At 45.4% G+C, this 20,147-nt stretch carries 24 protein-coding genes and 1 riboswitch; of the genes, 9 read left to right on the top strand and 15 right to left on the bottom strand.

The genetic code is table 11. The features are described from left to right. Positions 1-36: 36 nt before the first annotated feature. From cotX to cotZ, 3 genes are all read left to right on the top strand, one after another. Complete coding sequence (gene cotX, locus GYO_RS28725; RefSeq protein ID WP_014113396.1) at positions 37-555, top strand: spore coat protein CotX; 519 nt, start codon at positions 37-39, stop codon at positions 553-555. Positions 556-706: 151 nt separating this feature from the next. Beyond that, a complete protein-coding gene (gene cotY / locus GYO_RS28720) occupies positions 707-1,195 on the top strand; it encodes a spore coat protein CotY (protein ID WP_014113395.1) in 489 nt (162 codons plus the stop codon). A 127-nt stretch (positions 1,196-1,322) separates the two neighbouring features. Further along, positions 1,323-1,772, top strand: a complete 450-nt coding sequence (gene cotZ, locus GYO_RS28715) for a spore coat protein CotZ (protein ID WP_014113394.1) — start codon at positions 1,323-1,325, stop codon at positions 1,770-1,772. 91 nt (positions 1,773-1,863) lie between these two features. Here cotZ and cotO read toward each other — a convergent pair whose 3' ends face one another. The 10 genes from cotO to GYO_RS28665 form a co-directional block, all read right to left on the bottom strand. Further along, a complete protein-coding gene (cotO, locus tag GYO_RS28710) occupies positions 1,864-2,547 on the bottom strand; it encodes a spore coat protein CotO (RefSeq protein ID WP_080010068.1) in 684 nt (227 codons plus the stop codon). Positions 2,548-2,647: 100 nt separating this feature from the next. Then, entirely contained in the window at positions 2,648-3,424 is a 777-nt protein-coding gene (gene fabI / locus GYO_RS28705) for an enoyl-ACP reductase FabI (RefSeq protein WP_014113392.1), read from the bottom strand. A 136-nt stretch (positions 3,425-3,560) separates the two neighbouring features. Then, positions 3,561-4,376, bottom strand: coding sequence for a bifunctional hydroxymethylpyrimidine kinase/phosphomethylpyrimidine kinase (thiD, locus tag GYO_RS28700; protein ID WP_014113391.1), 816 nt, complete (start codon positions 4,374-4,376; stop codon positions 3,561-3,563). Between the two features lie 17 nt (positions 4,377-4,393). Further along, a complete protein-coding gene (thiF, locus tag GYO_RS28695) occupies positions 4,394-5,404 on the bottom strand; it encodes a thiazole biosynthesis adenylyltransferase ThiF (protein ID WP_014113390.1) in 1,011 nt (336 codons plus the stop codon). Next, on the bottom strand, positions 5,401-6,171 hold the full coding sequence (gene thiG / locus GYO_RS28690; RefSeq protein ID WP_080010067.1) for a thiazole synthase: 771 nt from the start codon (positions 6,169-6,171) through the stop codon (positions 5,401-5,403). Before thiG ends, thiF begins: the two co-directional genes overlap by 4 nt. Then, positions 6,168-6,368 (bottom strand): sulfur carrier protein ThiS, encoded by a 201-nt coding sequence (thiS, locus tag GYO_RS28685; protein WP_072182824.1) that lies wholly within the window; start codon positions 6,366-6,368, stop codon positions 6,168-6,170. Before thiS ends, thiG begins: the two co-directional genes overlap by 4 nt. Beyond that, positions 6,368-7,477 carry a glycine oxidase ThiO gene (gene thiO, locus GYO_RS28680; RefSeq protein ID WP_014113388.1) on the bottom strand — a complete coding sequence of 370 codons (1,110 nt, stop codon included), beginning with the start codon at positions 7,475-7,477 and terminating at the stop codon, positions 6,368-6,370. Before thiO ends, thiS begins: the two co-directional genes overlap by 1 nt. Beyond that, positions 7,461-8,078, bottom strand: a complete 618-nt coding sequence (tenI, locus tag GYO_RS28675) for a thiazole tautomerase TenI (protein WP_014113387.1) — start codon at positions 8,076-8,078, stop codon at positions 7,461-7,463. Before tenI ends, thiO begins: the two co-directional genes overlap by 17 nt. Beyond that, positions 8,056-8,763, bottom strand: a complete 708-nt coding sequence (tenA, locus tag GYO_RS28670; protein WP_014113386.1) for a thiaminase II — start codon at positions 8,761-8,763, stop codon at positions 8,056-8,058. The genes tenI and tenA overlap by 23 nt, the downstream gene beginning before the upstream one ends. Positions 8,764-8,844: 81 nt before the next feature. Then, positions 8,845-8,953, bottom strand: a riboswitch (TPP riboswitch). 61 nt (positions 8,954-9,014) lie between these two features. Beyond that, the gene (locus GYO_RS28665; protein ID WP_014113385.1) at positions 9,015-10,859 is read right to left on the bottom strand and encodes a monovalent cation:proton antiporter family protein; all 1,845 of its coding nucleotides are present in this window, start codon (positions 10,857-10,859) and stop codon (positions 9,015-9,017) included. Positions 10,860-11,092: 233 nt separating this feature from the next. Between GYO_RS28665 and prpE the strand changes: the two genes are divergently transcribed. Further along, the gene (gene prpE / locus GYO_RS28660; RefSeq protein WP_014113384.1) at positions 11,093-11,827 is read left to right on the top strand and encodes a bis(5'-nucleosyl)-tetraphosphatase PrpE; all 735 of its coding nucleotides are present in this window, start codon (positions 11,093-11,095) and stop codon (positions 11,825-11,827) included. 12 nt (positions 11,828-11,839) lie between these two features. On the opposite strand, the gene GYO_RS28655 is transcribed toward prpE, so the two are convergent. Genes GYO_RS28655 through GYO_RS28640 form a run of 4 tightly spaced genes read right to left on the bottom strand, consistent with a single transcriptional unit; the run spans position 11,840 to position 14,602 of the window. After that, positions 11,840-12,739, bottom strand: coding sequence for an RluA family pseudouridine synthase (locus tag GYO_RS28655; RefSeq protein ID WP_014113383.1), 900 nt, complete (start codon positions 12,737-12,739; stop codon positions 11,840-11,842). 14 nt (positions 12,740-12,753) lie between these two features. Further along, on the bottom strand, positions 12,754-13,554 hold the full coding sequence (locus GYO_RS28650; protein ID WP_003224622.1) for an NAD kinase: 801 nt from the start codon (positions 13,552-13,554) through the stop codon (positions 12,754-12,756). A gap of 18 nt (positions 13,555-13,572) precedes the next feature. Further along, entirely contained in the window at positions 13,573-14,208 is a 636-nt protein-coding gene (gene yjbM, locus GYO_RS28645) for a GTP diphosphokinase (RefSeq protein WP_019713982.1), read from the bottom strand. A gap of 28 nt (positions 14,209-14,236) precedes the next feature. Continuing rightward, the gene (locus tag GYO_RS28640; RefSeq protein ID WP_014113381.1) at positions 14,237-14,602 is read right to left on the bottom strand and encodes a UPF0738 family protein; all 366 of its coding nucleotides are present in this window, start codon (positions 14,600-14,602) and stop codon (positions 14,237-14,239) included. A gap of 123 nt (positions 14,603-14,725) precedes the next feature. Between GYO_RS28640 and GYO_RS28635 the strand changes: the two genes are divergently transcribed. The 5 genes from GYO_RS28635 to GYO_RS28610 all read left to right on the top strand — a co-directional run bounded on the left by GYO_RS28635 (position 14,726) and on the right by GYO_RS28610 (position 18,079). After that, positions 14,726-15,298: a CYTH domain-containing protein gene (locus GYO_RS28635; protein WP_014113380.1), complete on the top strand. Its 573-nt coding sequence runs from the start codon at positions 14,726-14,728 to the stop codon at positions 15,296-15,298. A 14-nt stretch (positions 15,299-15,312) separates the two neighbouring features. Beyond that, the gene (gene cwlQ / locus GYO_RS28630; protein WP_014113379.1) at positions 15,313-16,050 is read left to right on the top strand and encodes a bifunctional muramidase/murein lytic transglycosylase; all 738 of its coding nucleotides are present in this window, start codon (positions 15,313-15,315) and stop codon (positions 16,048-16,050) included. A gap of 253 nt (positions 16,051-16,303) precedes the next feature. Then, the gene (locus GYO_RS28625) at positions 16,304-16,702 is read left to right on the top strand and encodes a globin domain-containing protein (protein WP_003224612.1); all 399 of its coding nucleotides are present in this window, start codon (positions 16,304-16,306) and stop codon (positions 16,700-16,702) included. Next, positions 16,699-17,598: a protease adaptor protein SpxH gene (gene spxH / locus GYO_RS28620; protein WP_014113378.1), complete on the top strand. Its 900-nt coding sequence runs from the start codon at positions 16,699-16,701 to the stop codon at positions 17,596-17,598. The genes GYO_RS28625 and spxH overlap by 4 nt, the downstream gene beginning before the upstream one ends. A 313-nt stretch (positions 17,599-17,911) precedes the next feature. Then, positions 17,912-18,079, top strand: a complete 168-nt coding sequence (locus tag GYO_RS28610) for a hypothetical protein (RefSeq protein ID WP_041520918.1) — start codon at positions 17,912-17,914, stop codon at positions 18,077-18,079. Positions 18,080-18,116: 37 nt separating this feature from the next. Here the strand turns inward: GYO_RS28610 and pepF are convergent, their stop codons facing one another. Next, positions 18,117-19,946, bottom strand: a complete 1,830-nt coding sequence (pepF, locus tag GYO_RS28605) for an oligoendopeptidase F (protein WP_166854689.1) — start codon at positions 19,944-19,946, stop codon at positions 18,117-18,119. Positions 19,947-20,147: the final 201 nt, after the last annotated feature.

Here is a 20,147-nt window from a genome sequence, read left to right as displayed (position 1 = left end):
TCATTTAATAACAGTAAAAGAAAAGGAGGAATAGATATGGAAAGCAGACCATATTCTTGGGTTGCACTTGATCCTGACTGTGACCATCCGTTAGATGACAAAGAGAAAGAGAAAGAAAAACACGAAAGAAAATGTCATTGCGATGTTTGCTGTAATGGCAATGGGTTTTTTGGCAACGACAACGCCTTCATCGACCAAGATCTAGCTCAGGCAAATCTCAACAAACAAGTCTCCGATGAGACGATTATTATCAGAGATTCTTGTGACATTAACGTTACATCTACAGACGTTCAAGCAGTAACATCAGTTGTAACAGCGCTTAATGCCGCTGTAGTTACAGCTACTCTGACATCCATTGCAGACGGAGTAATTGCCGAATTAGTCGCACAAGATTTATTGCAGCTTACAGCTAACAAACAAGTAAACCGCCAAAAAGTTCTCATCGAATGCTCCCGCGGCGTAAACGTCTCAACAGTAGATGCCGATATCGCAACACTTATCTCTACAGCAACAAATACCCTCGTAGCTATCCTAGTTATTACTCTTGTCCTCTAGGACTTAAAAGCAGAGCTAAAAACGCTCTGCTTTTTCTTATTTTCCAAGCATATGATGAATATATAGACGTTCACCCACACCAAGTGGGGCACGGGTACATATGTTGTTAAGGACTAAAGTCAAATACCCTATAAAGAAGGAGCTGAAATCAATGAGCTGCGGAAAAACCCATGGCCGGCATGAGAACTGTGTATGCGATGCAGTGGAAAAGATTTTAGCAGAGCAGGAGGCAGTTGAAGAACAGTGTCCGACTGGCTGCTATACCAACCTTTTAAACCCTACGATTGCTGGAAAAGACACAATTCCGTTTCTCGTTTTTGATAAAAAAGGCGGATTGTTCTCCACATTCGGAAACGTGGGGGGATTTGTGGATGATATGCAATGCTTTGAATCCATTTTCTTCCGCGTCGAAAAATTATGCGATTGCTGTGCAACACTGTCTATTTTACGCCCGGTCGATGTCAAAGGCGATACCTTAAGTGTTTGCCACCCTTGCGACCCGGATTTCTTCGGGCTTGAAAAAACAGATTTCTGCATTGAAGTGGATCTTGGATGCTTCTGTGCCATTCAGTGCCTGTCGCCAGAGTTAGTTGACAGAACATCCCCTAACAGAGATAAAAAGCATCATCACAATGGATAAACACTTGTAAAGAGGAATCCCCTTCCAAACTCTATTACAGGTGCAAATTATTCAGCTGCTTCCAGCGTGAGGCAGCTGACTCTCCATCATTTCGCCAGTCTCAAATTTATAAGGCAGGAGGGATAATATGAGCCAGAAAACATCATGCTGCGTGCGTGAAGCTGTAGAAAATATTGAAGAACTGCAACACGCTGTTGAAGAGGATTGCCCGACAAGCTGCCATTCAAAGCTTTTGTCACCAACCCATTCGCTAGGCGATACGGTGCCTTTTGCAATATTTACATCAAAATCAAAGCCCTTAGTGGCCTTCGGAAATGTCGGCGAACTCGATAACGGCCCTTGCTTTAATACAGTATTTTTCAGAGTAGAAAAAGTTCATGACAGCTGCGCAACACTGTCATTATTAATCGCATTTGACGAACACAAACACATTTTGGACTTCACCGATACAGATACGGTTTGTGAAGTGTTCCGACTTGAAAAAACGAACTACTGCATTGAAGTGGACTTAGACTGCTTTTGCGCAATCAACTGCTTAAATCCACGATTAATCAATCGCACGCATCATCACCATTAATCATAAGCTGGAAAAGCTTGCAGGCCTGCAGGCTTTTCTCTATGTAAAAAAGCTGTCCGGGAAGATCTGCCGGGCAGCTTTTTTCATTTCATTAAAAACCGAGCGGATGCAAAGAGGTGATTTCATCAATCGACAGTTCAGTCGGCGCACCGTTTCCAGTCGTCCGGAGCAGGACGGAATCATTTCTTCTTCCGACAATGACGCCCCTGTACGTTCTTCCATTGGCTTCAATCAAACAAAGCGCTCTCGGCATGTTATGAGGCAGCTTTGTTAAAAAATCAATTTTTTCATGAATCGTCATCTTGCTCATCGGCTTTTTCACTTTTCGTGCCGGCGGTGCTTTTTCCTCCGCTTTATCAGCACTGTGGACAGCTTCCGGTTCTTTTTCAGGCTTCCGGGCCTCAAGCGCAGGCTCTTCCTTTTTTTCTGCTTTCGGAGGCTCGTGTTCGACGGTTTCTTCAATGGCCTGCGGCTCTGCTTCCTGCTCCTGCTGGTTCTTTGTGTTCTCTGGCTCTCTCACCTCTTGTGTTTGCTGACTCACTGGCTCAGCTGCAGGCTTTTGGTCTGCTTGCTGGACCTCCTTTGCCACGGCTTCCTCCTGCTGTTTCTCCTGGTAGGCCGGCTTTTCCTCTGCTTTTGGCGGAGCGGGTTTATTGGCCTTTTTTTTGATGACAATCTCCTGCATGGATGATCTTGCTGTTTCTGCATAATCCGGCTGAACAATATACATGAGCGGTTTTTTATCCGCGTTTCTTTTCTTATTAGACATCTTCATCCCTCCGATTGTGTCATATTCTATCTATATGACAGAAAGCTGAAAATCAGAAGAAATAAAAAAGCAATCCCTGTTCGGGATTGCTTGACATAGATCCTGCTTAGCGGGCAGTGATATGGAAACCTGAATCAACGTGAAGATTTTCACCTGTAATGCCTCGGGACATATCGCTGAATAAGAACGCAGCTGTATCGCCCACTTCTTCAGGTGTTGTCGTGCGGCGAAGCGGCGCACGCTCTTCAATGTCTTTTAAGATGGAGTTGAAATCGCTGATGCCTTTAGCAGATAATGTTCTGATCGGGCCGGCAGAAATGCTGTTAACGCGGATATTTTCTTTTCCTAAGTCAGCAGCTAAGTATTTCACACTTGCATCAAGAGAAGCTTTCGCTACACCCATGACGTTGTAGTTCGGCATCACAAGCTCTCCGCCAAGGTAAGTCAAAGTGACAATGCTTCCGCCTTCAGTCATCATCGGACGTGCAGCTTTCACAACAGCTGTCAGAGAATATGAACTGATGTTATGGGCCAAAAGGAAACCGTCACGAGTTGTGTTTAAGTATTCGCCGACGAGCTCTTCTTTATTGGCAAACGCGATACAATGCGCGATACCGTGGATCACACCGACCTGCTCCTTAATGCTTGCGAAGCAAGTTTCGATTTCCGCGTCGTTTGTTACGTCGCAAGGAAGGATAATGGAATCATTGCGTTCTAGCGTTCCGGCAAGCTCGTGAACAGATTTCTCAAGGCGTTCTCCTGCGTATGTGAAAATCAAACGTGCACCCGCTTCGTGTAAAGAGCGCGCAATTCCCCACGCGATACTGCGTTTGTTGGCTACCCCCATCACAACAATGTTGCGGCCTTCAAGTGAAAAATTCATATGTATAAAGCCTCCTATATTTTATAAAGACATAGTATTAGTACCTGATCTTAATTCCTATCATATCATAACCTTGTCCAGATGAAAAGCGCATACGATAGACAAACGTGAAAGAGATCACCATCCGCTGGTGATCTCATTGGCTTGTTTTTAAGCTGTTTCGTTTAAAGGCGAAATGGTTTGTCGGCCCGTGGCCCGATCCGATGCCGAGCGTATTTTCCACCGCTTCGCGGACAAAGTTGGCCGCAACCTCGAATGCCTGATGGATGCTGTCTCCTTTAGCTGTTTGAGCCGTTAAAGCCGCAGCAAAGGTACAGCCCGTGCCATGCGTATGCTCCGTATCGATATAAGGATGGCTGATTTGCATAAACATGTTTCCATCAAAAAGAAGGTCAGTAATGTGATTGTCCTCAGGCTGGTGCCCGCCTTTGATAATCACATGCTGCGCCCCCATCTTTACGAGCTGCTCCGCTGCTTTTTTTCGGTCATCCAGCGAGCGGATTGTCATTCCTGTCAGCGTTTCTGCTTCCGGAACATTCGGCGTAATCGCGTAGCTCCTCGGAATGAGCAGCTCTTTTAAGGTAGCAACTGATTCATCGTGCAGCAAGGATGCACCGCCCTTTGCGATCATAACCGGATCAACAATCACACGGTTAAACCCGTACTCGTCAATTTTTCTCGCCACTTCTTCAATCATTTCGGCATTCCAGAGCATTCCCGTTTTTACGGCGTCCGGTTTCAAATCCTCGGCAACAGCGTCAATTTGCTGTCTCAGTGCCTCTACAGTCAGCGGATACACCCCATGGACGCCAAGCGTATTTTGGGCGGTTACCGCCGTAATCGCAGACATTCCGAAAACTTCAAGCTCCTGAAAGGTTTTAATATCGGCCTGTATCCCTGCGCCGCCGCCTGAATCAGAGCCGGCGATTGTCAATGCTTTATATATACTCATACATTACACTCCTTTTATTACCCAATCCATTTATGATAAATAGATTTTGCCCGGGCAATATCATTTGTTCCATGGATCAATGCTCTGCCGTCCCGGAACAGCACCATTTTCATATCATCCGAACGGCAGGAAATTAAATACGGGTTCGCGGCTACTTCAAGCCCTGCTTGCTTCAGCTGACCGGCAAGCCCTTCAAGATTCGCTTCTTTTGTAAAGGATGATCTGATTTGCACCGTGTTCCTGCCGCACAATACAGCCGCTTTTGTTTGGTTCTCATATGACAAAAACGGAAAATCCTTTGTGCCGCAGCTTGGGCATGCGTCATGTTTGAGACCCGCCGCTCTCACCTCTGACCGTTCGTTTTTCCACAAGTCAAAGGAGCGCAGCACTGGCTCGCACTCCTCTCCCGTCAGCAGCTTCAGCGCGTCTGTCACCTGAAAGACCGCTACCTGCAAAACAGCCGGACTGATGATGCCGGCTGTGTCACATGTCGCTCCGCCAATCGGAAGTGTATCGAGCAAGCAATGCAGGCAGGGGGTTGATCCCGGCACTACGGTAAAGGTGAGGCCGTAGCTCCCTACACAGGCACCGTAGAGAAAAGGAATCCCTTCTTTGACCGCAGCATCATTTACGATCAGGCGGGTTTCAAAATTATCAGCCGCATCCACAATGATCGAAGCGCCCTTAATCAGCTCGAAGATATTTTCCGCTGTCACATCCATGACAAGGCCAGTCACATCGACATCGCTGTTAATCGAACGGAGACGATGCTCAGCAGCGGCCGCTTTCGGCATTTCTTTTTTGACATCATCTTCTGTATACAGCTGCTGGCGCTGGAGGTTGCTCCATTCAACGTAATCTCTGTCGGCAATTTTCACAGAGCCGACTCCTGCTCTGACCAGCATTTCAGCACTCGCTGTTCCAAGCGCGCCGGCGCCGATGATCACGGCGCGCGCTTCTTTCAATTTCTTCTGGCCGGCTGGGCCGATCGGAGCAAACAGCTCCTGTCTGGAGTACCTGTCCGTCATACAGGAAGACCTTCTCCCGGACTGCTTGCCGTTCCGTATTGCTTAAGCGGAATGCGGCCCGCCTCATAAGAAAGGCGCCCTGCTTCCACTGCGAACTTCATGGCACGCGCCATTTTCACAGGATCATTTGCGCCTGATACAGCCGTATTGAGAAGTACGCCGTCCGCTCCAAGCTCCATTGCGTATGCCGCGTCTTTAGGCGATCCAATGCCGGCGTCCACGATGACCGGCACTTTCGCCTGTTCAATAATAAATGACAGATTCAAAGGATTTAAGATTCCTTGCCCCGATCCGATCGGAGATGCCCCCGGCATGATGGCATGCACGCCAAGCTCTTCCAGTTTTCTTGCCAGTACAACGTCATCCGACGTGTACGGGAGCACAATAAAGCCTTCTTCAAGAAGCTGTTCGGACGCTTTTAATGTCTCAACAGGATCAGGCAGCAAAGAACGGCTGCATCCGATGACTTCGACTTTAATCATGTCACAAAGCCCTGACGCTTTTGCCAATCTTGCAATCCGGACCGCTTCTTCAGCGGTGCTGGCGCCCGCTGTATTCGGCAGAAGCGTATATTTGGATAAATCAAGCTGTTCCAGAAAATTAGGCTGAGACGCTTCAAAGATGTTCATTCTCCGCACAGCAAATGTTAAAATATCAGACTCGGAAACGGCCACCGCTTCCTTTTGAATTTCAAACGATGGGTATTTCCCCGTGCCCAGCAACAATCTTGATTGAAATGATTTCCCGCCAATTGTTAACATGCTCATCCGCCTCCTACAAAATGGACAATTTCAATAACATCGCGATCACAAAGTTCAACCTCGTGATAATGTTCTTTGCCGATAATTTCTTTATTTCTTTCAACGATAACAATTTTATTTTCAAGCTGATAAGACGCCAGCAGGTCTTGAATTGTACCTGTGTCTTTTTCCCACTTCACGTCTTTACCGTTCAGCTGTAGCATCATATCTGAACCGCCTCCTTGCGATCAATTCGGAATGCGTGCAGCCAGTCTTGATTGACCTCTTTATTCATCATGAGATCACCGATCAAAGCGCCCGTTGCCGGAGCGAGCAGAATCCCATTTCTGAAATGGCCCGCCGCAAATAAAATACGGCTGTCCTCAGGGTGTCTGCCGATGTACGGTTTCCCACCCTTTGTTCCCGGCCGCAGTCCTGCCCAAAAACGATCCACCTTCATATTCTGAATGGCCGGCAGCATCGTTTTTGCTTTTTTCATTACCAATTCCAATCCGCCAAGATCCGGTGTTTCACTCCAGTCACCTGGCTTCATTGTCGCGCCGACAACCAGTCTGCCGCTTTTTCTCGGTACGATATAGCAATGGTCATGGTAAAGTGTTTTTGTCAGCGGTATATCATCATTCCAAACAGACAGGCACTCCCCTTTTACAGGGAAAAATGAATTGTTCAGCCCAAGCTGTTTAAAAAACATTCCGCTCCACACCCCGCTGGCAACCGCGACATGATCCGCCCATACGTTACCATTCGGCGTCTCGATGGACAGCGCTTCACCGTCACGGTCGACATGCAGGACAGGAGTATGCTCAAAAATCTCCGCCCCAAGCGCTTTCGCTGCTTTCGCATATGCCTTACAAACAAAATAAGGTTCAACATGCACATCATCTTGAATAAAGGCTGCCCCGAAAATGTCACCAGACGTATACGGCTCTTTTTCTAAAACTTCTTCTTTTGTATGCCAGCTGACAGAATCCAAGTCATCCATCTTCCTCAGCCGCTGCACGTCTTCTTCAGAAAACGCAAGCTTAAACATACCGCCGTTATGCTGTCTGATATCAATACCGGATAATGTGTAAAGCTCTTCTCCAAGACCTTTGTACAAACGCTGGCTGTGCATGGCAAAGTCAAAAAACGCGTCACGTTCCTCGCACTCGGCATGGGCGCCCAGCATTCCGGCAGCAGCACTTGTTGTTCTGCCGCCCATTGTTCCACTTTCAAACAATGCGATGTTTTTGTTTTCCTTTGCTAAATGATAAGCAATCGCGGAACCGATAATTCCGCCTCCAATGACAACTGCATCATAATGCCTTTTCATAGCGCATCTCCTTTAGCTTGCGGGAATATCGTCTGGCAGCTTCCAAAGGGTCAGCGGAAGAAAAAATTCCCGACATGACTGCAATACCGTCTGCTCCTGCTCGTTTTACGTCTCTTAATCTGTCCGGCGTCATTCCGCCGATCGCAATAACCGGGACGGAAATCCGCTGTTTGATATCTGACAGCAATGACACCCCTCTGCCTTCAAGACCCTTTTTACAATCCGTTTCAAACACATGGCCGAACAACACGTAGTCAGCGTCTTCCTTTTCTGCTTGAACCGCTTCCTCAAGCGAATGCACCGACCGACCGATATGAAGGTGAGGAAATCTGGCTCTGACCTGCTTCGGCGAAAAGCTGCTGCTCGGCAGCTGCACGCGATGAATCGTAGAAAAAAGCGCAATATCCACCCGCCCATTCATGACCAGTTTTCGCTTATCAACACCGCCTTCGGAAATAAGCCCGAGCAGTTTCAAAATGTCGGCCGCCGATTTTGACCGTTCCCGAATGTGTATAAAATCAACTTCATTCCGAATAGCTATGATGGCTCTCGTTAACTCTTCAACCGGCTTGCAGTCATCAGTTATGGCGTGAAGCTCCAAATTCCTCCACCTCTTTTATGCCGCGGTCGGACCAGCCTTCTTTTCGATAGGCCATTCCCCAAAATTGATATTCATAGAAGCTGGAAATAACAAAATTCTCTTTCATCTTGGCGCGCACTTCATCCGTGCTGTTTTCCGCCAGCTCATCAAACCGATTGATTTGCTCTTCGACCTGCTGTCTGAACCAGTCACCGCCGTATGTGCCGATCCACTTCTGATAAATCGGATGCCCCGGATCACAATGCAGCAATTTCTCACCTACCTCGTAATAAAGCCAGTAGCATGGCAGCAGGGCAGCTAAGATCTCAGCAAAATTCCCGCTCAAAACCGAACGGTACATATGGGATGTATAAGAGTATGCCGTAGGAGACGGCTTAAACGCCTTACGCTCTTCCTCACTGATTTCCAACAGCTCCGCAAACTCGCGATGAAGCGCCATTTCCGCCTCATATGTACCTTGGGCGTGGCTTGCCATCCGTCCCGTTGTATAAAGGTCCTTCGCATAAGCGGCGCCAAACGATTGCACCTTCGCAAAATGCGTTAAATAATAAGAATCCTGAAGCACGTAGTATTTAAAACGGTCAACCGGAAGCGTTCCATCACCGATTCCCTGAACGAACGGATGGACAAAACTCCCCTCCCACCATTCTGCGGCTGCACTGCGGCATTCTTCTGAAAACTTCACACGTCATTCCCCCTGTCTGATAAATAAAAAAACCACTTTCCCGCAAGGAAAAGTGGTTTGGAATTGGCATAGTAAAATAACACAAATACCGCTCCACTTCCCTACGCAGGTCTGAACCTGTTCAAGTTATGAGGGTCTAAAAGTCACACTTTTATCTCAGCCCTTATGAAGGACACCCCTAGTGGTTATACGAATACATATTGAATTGTTCTGCACCTCTATATTAACACGAATCCCTATTTGGTCAAGGTTTATCCTTCTAATGTTTTCTTAAGCTCCGTTACGTACCCGCGAGATCCGGTAACAATTAAGCGGTCTCCCAGTTTCAGCCTTGTGTCCCCATGTGGAACGATGCTATCCACACCTCTGAAAATCCTGACAAAGATGACGTCGCCTGTTAAAGGGAATTCCCGCAAAATCACACCGTCGTAAGTGCTGTTTTCCATATTAATTTGATACAGCGAAGACTCCTGGTTCGTGAGAAGCCTCATGACTCCAGGCGCTTCTATCAGAGCGCGAAGCAGTGTTTTTGTTGACAGCAGAATAGAAAAGATGCTGATTCCCTGCTCCTTCAGAGCTGCTTCATTCTCCGGTGATCCTACGCTGGCAATGATTCTTTCTGTGCCTTTTTCTTTTGCAAGTAATGCAATGTCCGCATTCATGTCTTCATTCCCTGTCGCAACAACGAGGATATCCGTATCAAAAATGCCGAGTGATTCAAGCGTCTCGTGTTCATAGTCAGAAATCGTTTCGACAGTAAATACTGATTCTGACAGCTTTTCCTCCGCATTCTCTTGGTATACGTGTACAACACGCACATCATACTCTTCCTCTGGCAGCTCAAGAGTAACAGGCAATGTCATTTGGTTTGCACCGATAAACGTAATCGTCTTTTTCTCCTCCGGCTGCTCCTCCCGTTTGTACAATTTTTTAAAGAAGACCGGCGAAAAAATACTGGCAATGACGGCTACTAACGTCAGTGCTCCTGACATATTTGCGCTAATCACGTGAAGCTGCTGGCCGATTGTCGCAGCGGCTATCACGAGCGAAAGCGTTGATGTCAGCAGGAAACCAGATGCCAAAACGGTTCGGTTATCATACCACTTCTTCAAGTACAGGACAGGAATGATTTTGCTGACTAACAGCGCCAGAAGCAGAAGCGGAATCATGATTAATATTTTCGGATCTTGGAAAAGGGTCCATATATCCAGCTTCACACCGACCATCACAAAGAAAATCGGAATTAAGAACCCGTAGCCGAATGAATCCAGCTGCTGAACAAGTTCTTTGTTTGGTGAAAGAAGGGAAACGAGAACCCCTGCTAAGAAAGCGCCGAGAATATTTTCTGCCCCAAGTGATTCAGACAGGGCAACAAGTACGATAATTAACGTAAAAATCGCGCGCGTTCCGATCTGGATCGTCCCTTTTGACATGGATTGAACAAAAGAGCGATGTTTGAAGACCCGGCCGAAAAAGTAAAGCACCACTCCGGCTGCAAACAGGATCATCAGGAGCCACATGTTTCCGCTGTCCTCTCCGTATAAAGAAGAAAAAACAGCAAGAAGAATCATCGTAGCCAAATCAGCAATAACAGCAACGAGCAAAATAATCTGCCCGATATTTGAATTCATGATCCGTTCTTCTTTTAATGTTGGAACGACAACGCCCAATGAAATCGTTGAAATAATAAGCGTCATTAAAAAAGCATTTTCGATAAATCCTGCCAAGACGAACCCATAGGACAGCAGCAATGATAAAATAAAAATACCGCCAAAGATAATAGATGCCGCAGCAAACGTATTAGGCGCTTCTTTGCCGTTCGGCATAAGCTGCTTTTTCTTTCCTTTCTCAAACGATGAAAAATCAATTTCAAGCCCGCTTAAAAACATTAAAAAGATAAATCCGAGCATAGAAAGCGTCTGGAGCCATGTGTCACCCTCCACAACTAAATTAAGGCCGCTTTTTCCTATGATCAATCCCATAATGATTTCAGCAACAACAACCGGAATGCTGAGTTTAAACCGATGCAAAAGGATGGGTGTCAAAAATGCAACGATAAGTACAACAACTAAAGATGCGACAGATGTATGCGCCATAATCAGAACCTCCTTTTTAGATCAGGGTTATTCTAGTTCTTAATCAAAGAACAAAACCTCAATTTTTAAAAAAACATAACGCGATTTTAACAAGGGTGATGATAAAAAATAAAGTAATATGGTCTAAATCCTGTTTAGAAAATGATTCTTCTATAATTTGCACATAAAAGCTTGTGATGACTCACAACACTTTGCATCATAATAAATAAAATCATTGGTAAGGAGGATGCCGAATGGCTTACGACATAATCAGCGATATTCATGGCTGCTATGACGAAATGACTGCATTAATCCAAAAGCTTGGCTATACGATCAAAAATGGAGTACCTGTCCACGAGGAAGGCAGGATGCTTGTTTTTGCCGGAGATTTAACCGACAGAGGACCCAAATCGATAGAGGTCATCCGCTTTGTAGCGGGCGCTTACGAAAAAGGCGCTGTACGTTATGTCCCGGGAAATCATTGCAATAAGCTGTTCCGCTACTTAAAAGGAAATCCGGTGAAAGTGATGCATGGTCTCGAAACAACAGCGGCAGAGCTTGAAGAACTTTCTAAAGAAGAAAGAACAGCAGTAAGTGAACAGTTTATGAAGCTGTACGAAACAGCGCCGCTTTACGACATCTTACATAACGGAGAATTAGTTGTCGCCCATGCTGGCATAAAGGCTGACGATATCGGCAAATATACCCGCAGAGTGAAAGACTTTGTGCTTTACGGTGATGTGACGGGTGAAACGTATCCGGACGGCAGACCCGTCAGACGTGATTGGGCGGCAGCCTATAACGGCAAGGCTTGGGTCGTATACGGCCATACACCTGTGAAAGAGCCTCGGAAGGTCAATCGCACCATCAACATTGATACAGGCTGCGTGTTCGGAAATAAACTGACAGGCTTTCGCTTTCCAGAAATAGAAACCGTCTCTGTTCCAAGTTCCCTGCCTTATGACGAATCAAGATTTCGCCCCATATAAAAAAGGAGAGAATCATTGATTCTCTCCTTTTATCAGTTCTTTCATATCTTGAGGCAGTGAAGCATGAAATGTCATGTTCTCCTGTGTCAGCGGATGGATAAATGAAAGCTGCTCGCTGTGCAGGGCCTGACGGCCAATTTCCCGCCTCGTTCCGCCGTACAGTGTATCGCCGCACAGCGGGTGCCCGAGATAGCTCATATGAACACGAATTTGGTGGGTACGTCCAGTCTCAAGCTGCAATGTCACCGAGGTCAAGTCGTCATTTGCGCATGTGACATAAAAATGAGTAACAGCCTTCTGGCCGTCCGGTGTCACCTTCCGTTCAATAATACTGTCAGGATGTCTGCCAATCGGTGCATCGACTGTTCCCTCCGCCTGTGTCAACCGCCCGTGGACCACTGCCGCATACCGGCGTTTCACAAGCCCGTTTTTTTGCGCTGACGATAAAATGGAGTGGGCAAAGCGATGCTTGGCAACAAGCATGACACCAGATGTATCCCGGTCAAGCCGGGTTACAAGGTGAACCGTCGCCCGCACTCCGTTTTTTTGATAATGATGGATAATTCCATTGGCAATGCTGCCGGATGGGTGCTCTCTCGAAGGGATAGATGACACATACGGCTGCTTGTTTATCACAAGTACATGTTCATCCTCATACAGGATATCGAGCGGAACAGGCTCTGCCAATAGCATCTCGCTTACCTGTTCCTCAGGAAACTTGACGACAAGAAGATCTCCCTCTCTCAAAACGTATTTGACCGTCACATGCTCACCGTTGATAAGCAGGTCTCCACCGCCAAACTTGATATCGGTCAGCAGACGTTTCGAAATTCCCAGTTCAGCGGCATATTCTTTTAGAGTTATCCCATTTTCAGCGGAAGTAATGTTCTTTCTGATAAAAAAATAATCCACGATACGTCCTCTTTCTATTCACCTTTTCCGATAAACGAATCCTGGACTCTTTTCCAAAATGGAAACGGACGGAATCTCGCAAACCTCACATTTTCGGATGCAACTTGGCAGCGGATCGACTTTACATCCTTATGAAGAAGGGTTAAATGGTCAATCGTCACTTGAAAGTCAACTTCGTTTCTCGGCTTAATCATGCAATCATGATGGGAAGGGAGAAGCAGCGGCGATCCGACCGTCCGGAATACGCGGTTATTAATAGAAGCCATTTCCGCAAGCTGGATCGCTCTAATAGACGGATGGATAATCGCTCCGCCCAGCGCCTTATTGTAGGCGGTGCTGCCGGATGGCGTTGACAGGCAGAGGCCGTCGCCCCGGAAGGTTTCAAAGAGCTGTCCCTTGATTTCCACATCAGCCACAAGGCTTCCTTCTATGCTTTTAATCGTGCATTCATTCAATGCTAAATATCTTTCTTCCCGCTCGTTTTCGTGATAGGTCACAATCACTTCGAGAAGCGGATATTCGACGGTATGATACGGCGTTTTCGCAATCGCGAGAACAAGTTTTTCAATTTCATGAGGAACCCAGTCGGCATAAAACCCCAGATGACCCGTGTGAACGCCGACAAATGCTGTTTTGTCCAAGCGGTCGCTGTATCTGTGAAAAGCGTACAAAAGCGTTCCATCGCCCCCAACTGAAATGACGATTTCCGGTTCATTTTCATCCAGTTCCATATCAAAATCCAACAAATACGCCTGTATTTTGCTTTTCAGCGTATCAGAAACTTGATCACCTTTTGATGATACGGCAAATTTCATGCTTTTCTTCCCCTTTACCTATTGTTGCTCGCTTCCTTTTTTCTTTCTTGAAAAGGCAGCTTGAGCTTCCTGTACTTCACCCCTGATCTCCGACATCTCTTCATCAAGCCGGGAAGCCGCTTCAGAAGCACGCTGAAGCCTTAATTTTACTTTTTCAGGAATGTTTCCGCTGTATTTATAATTCAATGAATGCTCAATGGTCGCCCAAAAATTCATCGCCAGCGTACGGATCTGTATTTCCACAAGAACATGCTTTTCTCCGGACACCGTCTGTAAAGGATATAGTACAACAAGATGATATGACCGGTACCCGCTCTCTTTATGTTCCGCAATATAATCCCTCTGATCCACAACGGTGAAATCTTTTCTGGCAAACAGCATGTCTTTTACGATTTGGATGTCATCGACAAATTGGCACATGATTCTAAGGCCTGCGATATCCTGAATGGTTTCAATTTCATGTAACGGTATGCTTTTCCGTCTCGCTTTTTCAAGTATGCTCGCCACAGGTTTGACGCGCCCGGTCACAAATTCGATCGGAGAATGGTCATCCTCGTATTCATATAATGTGCGGATCCCCTTGAGTTTCACTTTCAACTCTTCGACAGCCTGGCGGTAAGGCACTAAAAAACGCTCCCATTGTTTGTCATCCATCATACATCCCCCAATTCCGAACCAGTTTCTATAAAAACACGCGTTTCACTTTTTCTTCCATTTCTCCGTAGTTTGCATTATCTTTAATATTTTCTAAAAGATACTCCAGTTCCTCATGCAGGCCTGCCAGTTCAATGGTTTTGCCTCCGGCCTCTAAAACAACCGGGATTCTTTGTGCATGGGCCTGCTTCAGTTCCGGCCATACATGTTCCTTTATAATGACATATTCAAAAGAATCAGCTAATTCAAGTATGTATACAAAAGCAAAGTGGTCAGAATCAACAAGCATTTGACCTGACGGCTTGCGTTCTGCTTCGTTTCCTTCCGTCTCACAGGCAAGGCGAAGCTGATCATCCGATAATGTTGCGTTCAAGATTTCGATTCTGTTTTGCATAATGCTCTCCTTTTTAAACAAAGTACAGATTCATTTTATCATATCAAGCTGGATATTGATAAACCTAACATCTAAAGAGATAATAGTAAAAATAAGATTTACAGGGCGGAAAGGAAGAGCATCATGAGCCAAGAAATTGAAATAGAATTTAAAAACATGCTGACCAAACAAGAATTTGAAACGATAACAGCCGCACTCAAGCTGACAGAAAAAGATTTTACAGATCAAAAGAATCATTATTTTGACACAGGCAGCTTTGCGCTGAAACAAAAACACGCTGCGCTGCGAATCCGCAGAAAAAACGGAGAGTATGTCCTGACGTTAAAAGAACCGGCAGATGTAGGGCTTCTGGAAACGCACCAGCGGCTTTCAGAGGTATCAGACCTTACTGGCTTTTCAGTTCCCGAAGGTCCTGTGAAGGACCAGCTGCACAAGCTTCAGATCGATACAGATGCCATTCAATACTTTGGATCTTTAGCAACAAACCGCGCGGAAAAAGAAACAGAAAAAGGCTTAATAGTTTTAGACCATAGCCGATATTTAAATAAAGAGGACTATGAAATCGAATTTGAGGCGGCAGACTGGCATGAGGGCAAACAAGCCTTTGAGAAGCTGCTTCAGCAATTCAGCATTCCTCAGCGCGAAACCAAAAATAAAATTCTGCGTTTTTATGAAGAAAAACGAAAGTCTATATAAGGTGGAATGACATCGTGAATGTAACGAATTGGGCAGCTTTACTTCAGCTTCAAGCATTACAGTCCATATCTAATGCACGCAGCACAGGCACTCAAAATGATGCGGAAAGCCCGCTCTCAAGCTTCAGCTCTTTGCTTAGCCAATATACAAACGGTCTGGCGACTCCGCAACCAACAGCATCTTCTGCAACGTCAAGCCCGCTCAGTCTGCTGAACAGCGCTTCTTCAACAGCGCCGTCACTGCTTTCAGCTTATGGGCTTAATTCATATACAAATAGCAATTCAGGTTATATCACAAAAGCGGCAGAAAGCACCGAAACAGATGCTGCAGATTCACCTTCAAACAAACATGAAGCAAAACAGATCAGTTCGGGAGACTTCTCCATTGATAGCGCTATAAAAAAAGCAGCTGATAAATATGGCGTCGATGAAAAACTAATCCGTGCCGTCATCAAGCAGGAATCAGGCTTTAATGCAAAAGCGGTCAGCGGAGCAGGTGCGATGGGCCTAATGCAGCTCATGCCGTCAACAGCAAGCTCACTTGGCGTTTCTAATCCGCTGGATCCGCAGCAAAATGTGGAGGGCGGAACGAAATATTTAAAACAAATGCTGAATAAATACGACGACAATGTGTCTATGGCATTAGCAGCCTACAACGCCGGACCGGGAAATGTTGACCGATACGGAGGTATTCCTCCTTTTCAAGAAACGCAAAACTATGTAAAAAAAATAACTTCAGCTTATTACGCGTAACCAGAGCGGCTTCTGCCCTCTGGTTTTTTTGCGAAGTGAAATCTTACGCATTCCTGATTTTTATGTGATATGATATGAAATACAAACCTGGCTTACAGCCGAAACTAGTCATCAAACGCATAAAAGGCAGTTTGTTTGTAGAAATGATGCCTTGTTGCTAAAATAAATTTAGATGAAATGTTGAAATACAGAAAATTACTTTTTGCAATAGGATTTATGATTCCTATTAGCCATATTTAAAGGAGTAGTCAACATGGGACAATCGTTTAACGCACCTTATGAAGCGATTGGAGAGGAACTTCTATCGCAACTTGTTGATACTTTTTATGAGCGTGTCGCGTCTCATCCTTTGCTGAAGCCAATTTTTCCGAGCGATTTAACAGAAACCGCCAGGAAACAGAAGCAATTTTTGACTCAGTATTTAGGCGGGCCTCCGCTTTATACTGAGGAACACGGCCACCCCATGCTCAGAGCAAGGCATCTTCCCTTTCCAATTACAAACGAGAGAGCTGATGCGTGGCTCAGCTGTATGAAGGACGCAATGGACCATGTAGGGCTGGAGGGCGATATTCGTGAGTTTTTGTTTGGCCGGCTGGAATTGACAGCAAGGCATATGGTGAATCAAACGGAAGCGGAGGATCGATCATCTTGACAAACTATCAGCATGAGCAATACTTCGCCCATTGCCACGGTCATCCAAAAAAACCGCTTGAAATTTACATGTTTGTAGACCCTTTATGTCCTGAATGCTGGTCCTTAGAGCCCGTCATTAAAAAGCTGAAAATTAGATACGGACGCTTTTTCACATTACGCATTATAGCTTCCGCAAGCCTTACCGCGTTAAATAAGAAACGGAAAAAGCATCTTCTCGCAGAAGCATGGGAAAAGATCGCGAGCCGCTCCGGCATGTCGTGTGACGGCAATGTCTGGTTCGAGCAGGATCAGCCGCTTTCATCGCCTTATATGGCTGCTCTCGCTTTTAAAGCAGCCGAACTGCAAGGAAGAAAAGTCGGCATGCAATTTCTCAGAAATATGCAGGAGAGTCTGTTTGTTTCAAAGAAAAATATTACGGATGAAAACGTGCTTTTGGAAATCGCAGAAAAAACGAGTCTCGATCTTGAAGAGTTCAAAAATGACCTGCATTCTCAAAGCGCGGTCAAGGCGCTTCAATGTGATATGAGAATTGCCGCTGAGATGGATGTTTCCGTCAATCCGACGCTGACGTTTTTCAATACACAGCATGAGGACGAAGGACTTAAAGTACCCGGCAGCTATTCATATGATGTATATGAAGAAATCTTATTTGAGATGCTTGGCGACGAGCCGAAGCCGTCGGAAACACCGCCTCTGGAATGTTTTATTGAATATTTCCGCTTCGTTGCCTCCAAGGAAATTGCTCTAGTTTATGACCTGAGCCTTGAAGAGGTAGAAAAAGAAATGAAAAAATTGGCGTTTGCTAAAAAGGTTGCCAAAGTGGAAGCCAAACACGGAATGTTTTGGAAGTCTCTCAGCACTTATTCTGATGAATATCAATCATGTGAAAAATAGCCGCAGGCGTGTATATGCTTGAGGCTGTTTTTTTGCACCGGCATCAAACATACGTTCTGTCCATAGCACTAAAGAAACCGCGCCGGGATAAGCGCGGTTTCATATGTCTTAACGACAACAAAGGGGATGGGAGAAATTTTTCACGGTCAAACAAAGGGGTAATGTTTGTTTGTGATCAATTTCACATCCTTATGATAACAAAAGATGTCGACTGTTGACAACCTCTATGCTTAATGTTCATATTTTTGTCACAAAACATAACGAAGTACATTCACTCATATCCTAATAAGGAAAAAGGACGAGGGGGACCGCCATGATGTATACTGTGATCTTAATTGTGTGCATTGCCGTTTTTTTCTGTTTGAATATATTAGGCATGATGCATATGCTGCCGCTTTATATTACCTCTCCTCTGCTGTTTCTGTCTATTTTGTTTACCCTCTATCGCCTGAACCATCGGAAAACCTTTAAAGGGTTTTAAAAAAGCCTGTGCGTCATTTTTGCACAGGCTTTCTTTTTTAAGACTGCTTGACTTTCATCAGCAGCTCTTCCATTTCATCAAGTTTTTCTTCAAACATTTTGCACGCAGCTTCGATCGGCTCTGGAGACGTCATATCAACGCCCGCTTTTTTCAGGACATCAATCGGGTATTGTGAGCTTCCCGCTTTCAGGAAGTCAATATAACGGTCAACCGCCGGCTTTCCTTCTTTTAAAATCTGGCTGCTTAACGCTTGGGCAGCACTGTACCCTGTCGCATACTGATACACATAGTAATTGTAATAGAAATGCGGAATCCGTGACCATTCAAGGCCGATTTCCTTATCAATCACCATGCCGTCTCCGAAATACTTTTTATTCAGATCGTAATAGACATTTGTCAGAAGCTCAGGTGTAAGCGGCTCCCCTTCTTGCGCCTTTGTATGGATCAGATGTTCAAATTCAGCAAACATCGTTTGTCTAAAGACCGTTCCTCTGAAGCCCTCAAGCATATGGTTGAGAATATATAAGCGCTGTTTTTCATCATCTAAGTTGTTCAGCAGGTATTCGCCAAGAAGCGCTTCGTTTGTCGTGGACGCAACTTCCGCGACAAAGATACTGTAATTGCCGTATGGATATGGCTGGTGCTTTCTCGTATAGTAGCTGTGTACGGAATGTCCAAACTCGTGCACGAGCGTAAAGAGATTATTGACGTTATCATGCCAGTTCATCAAGATATACGGATTCGTGCCGTAAGCTCCTGATGAATAAGCGCCATTTCGTTTGCCTTTATTTTCATAAACGTCGACCCAACGGTTTTCCAGCCCTTCTTTTAAGATGGATGCGTATTCTTCCCCTAAAGGTGCCAGACCTTTCAGCATGTAATCTTTGGCTTCCTCGTACGTGACCTTCATCCCCGCATCCTTCACAAGCGGTGTATACAGATCATAGATGTGCACTTCGTCAAGCTCAAGCACTTTCTTTCTCAGCGCGATATAGCGGTGCAGGAGCGGCAAATGCTTATTAATCGTTTTGACGAGGTTGTCGTATACCTCCTCAGGAATACTGTTGTTAGAAAGCGCCGCTTCACGCGCTGATTTGTATTTTTTCACTCTCGCGTAGAAGTTGTCCTTTTTCACAGTGCCGCTTAGCGTCGTGGCCATTGTGTTTTTATATTGACCGTATGTTTTATATACTGCGTCAAAGGCATTTTTGCGGACTTCACGGTTTTCACTTTCTAAGAAATTAATAAAATTCCCGTGAGTGATCTGTTTTTCATTCCCCTCTTCATCTTTAATGGACGGGAATGTAATCTCGGCGTTATTTAATACGCTGAATGTATTGGAAGATGAACCCAGCACATCAGAAGCTTCAGCAAGCAGCGCCTCTTCCTTCTCGCTCAGCACGTGCGGGCGTTCCTTTGTAATCTCCTCAATCGCATGAGAGTACAGTTTCAGTTCTTCTTTTTCAAGAATAAACTGCTGCAGTTTGTCTTCTTCTATGGATAAAATTTCCGGAACCAAATAAGCTGTCGCGCTTGCGGCCTGTGTATATAGGTTTCCCGCCTTATCATTCAGCCCCTGATAAAAAGAGTTCCCGGTATCTTGGTCAGAGCGCATATGCGCATATGTGTACAGCCTGCCCAGCCGCTCCATCACTTTATCTTGGAACGTAAGAGCTTCGTATAAATGATCGGCTGAATCTGCCAGCTTTCCTTTATACTTAGATAAATTCGGAATTAATTCTTTTACAGCTTGAAATTCTTTATTCCAGGCCTCATCATTAGGAAAAATATCCTCAAGTCTCCATGTGTCTTCTGCCTTTACCTCACTTCTGTCAGGCAGTTGGTTTGCTTTTTTTTCCTCAGCCATGGTGATCCCCCTCGTTTTCTTTGATTCAAGCCAATTGAAAAAACCGCTGTTTCTCAATAAACTTGTGTTGTGAATATCTTCCGGTTTTTCACTGCCTTTTGTCAAATCATATGCAGTAATGAAGAGAACGAATGCCAAAAAAGCAGTAAAAACACGAAAAACCTTTTCTTTTGTGCCTTTCACAGCCAGCCCACCACCTTT

The sequence above is a fragment of the Bacillus spizizenii TU-B-10 genome (genome assembly GCF_000227465.1).
GTDB lineage: Bacteria > Bacillota > Bacilli > Bacillales > Bacillaceae > Bacillus > Bacillus spizizenii.
Note: the sequence above shows the minus strand (reverse complement) of the source record. Positions and strands in the feature narration are given on the sequence as shown.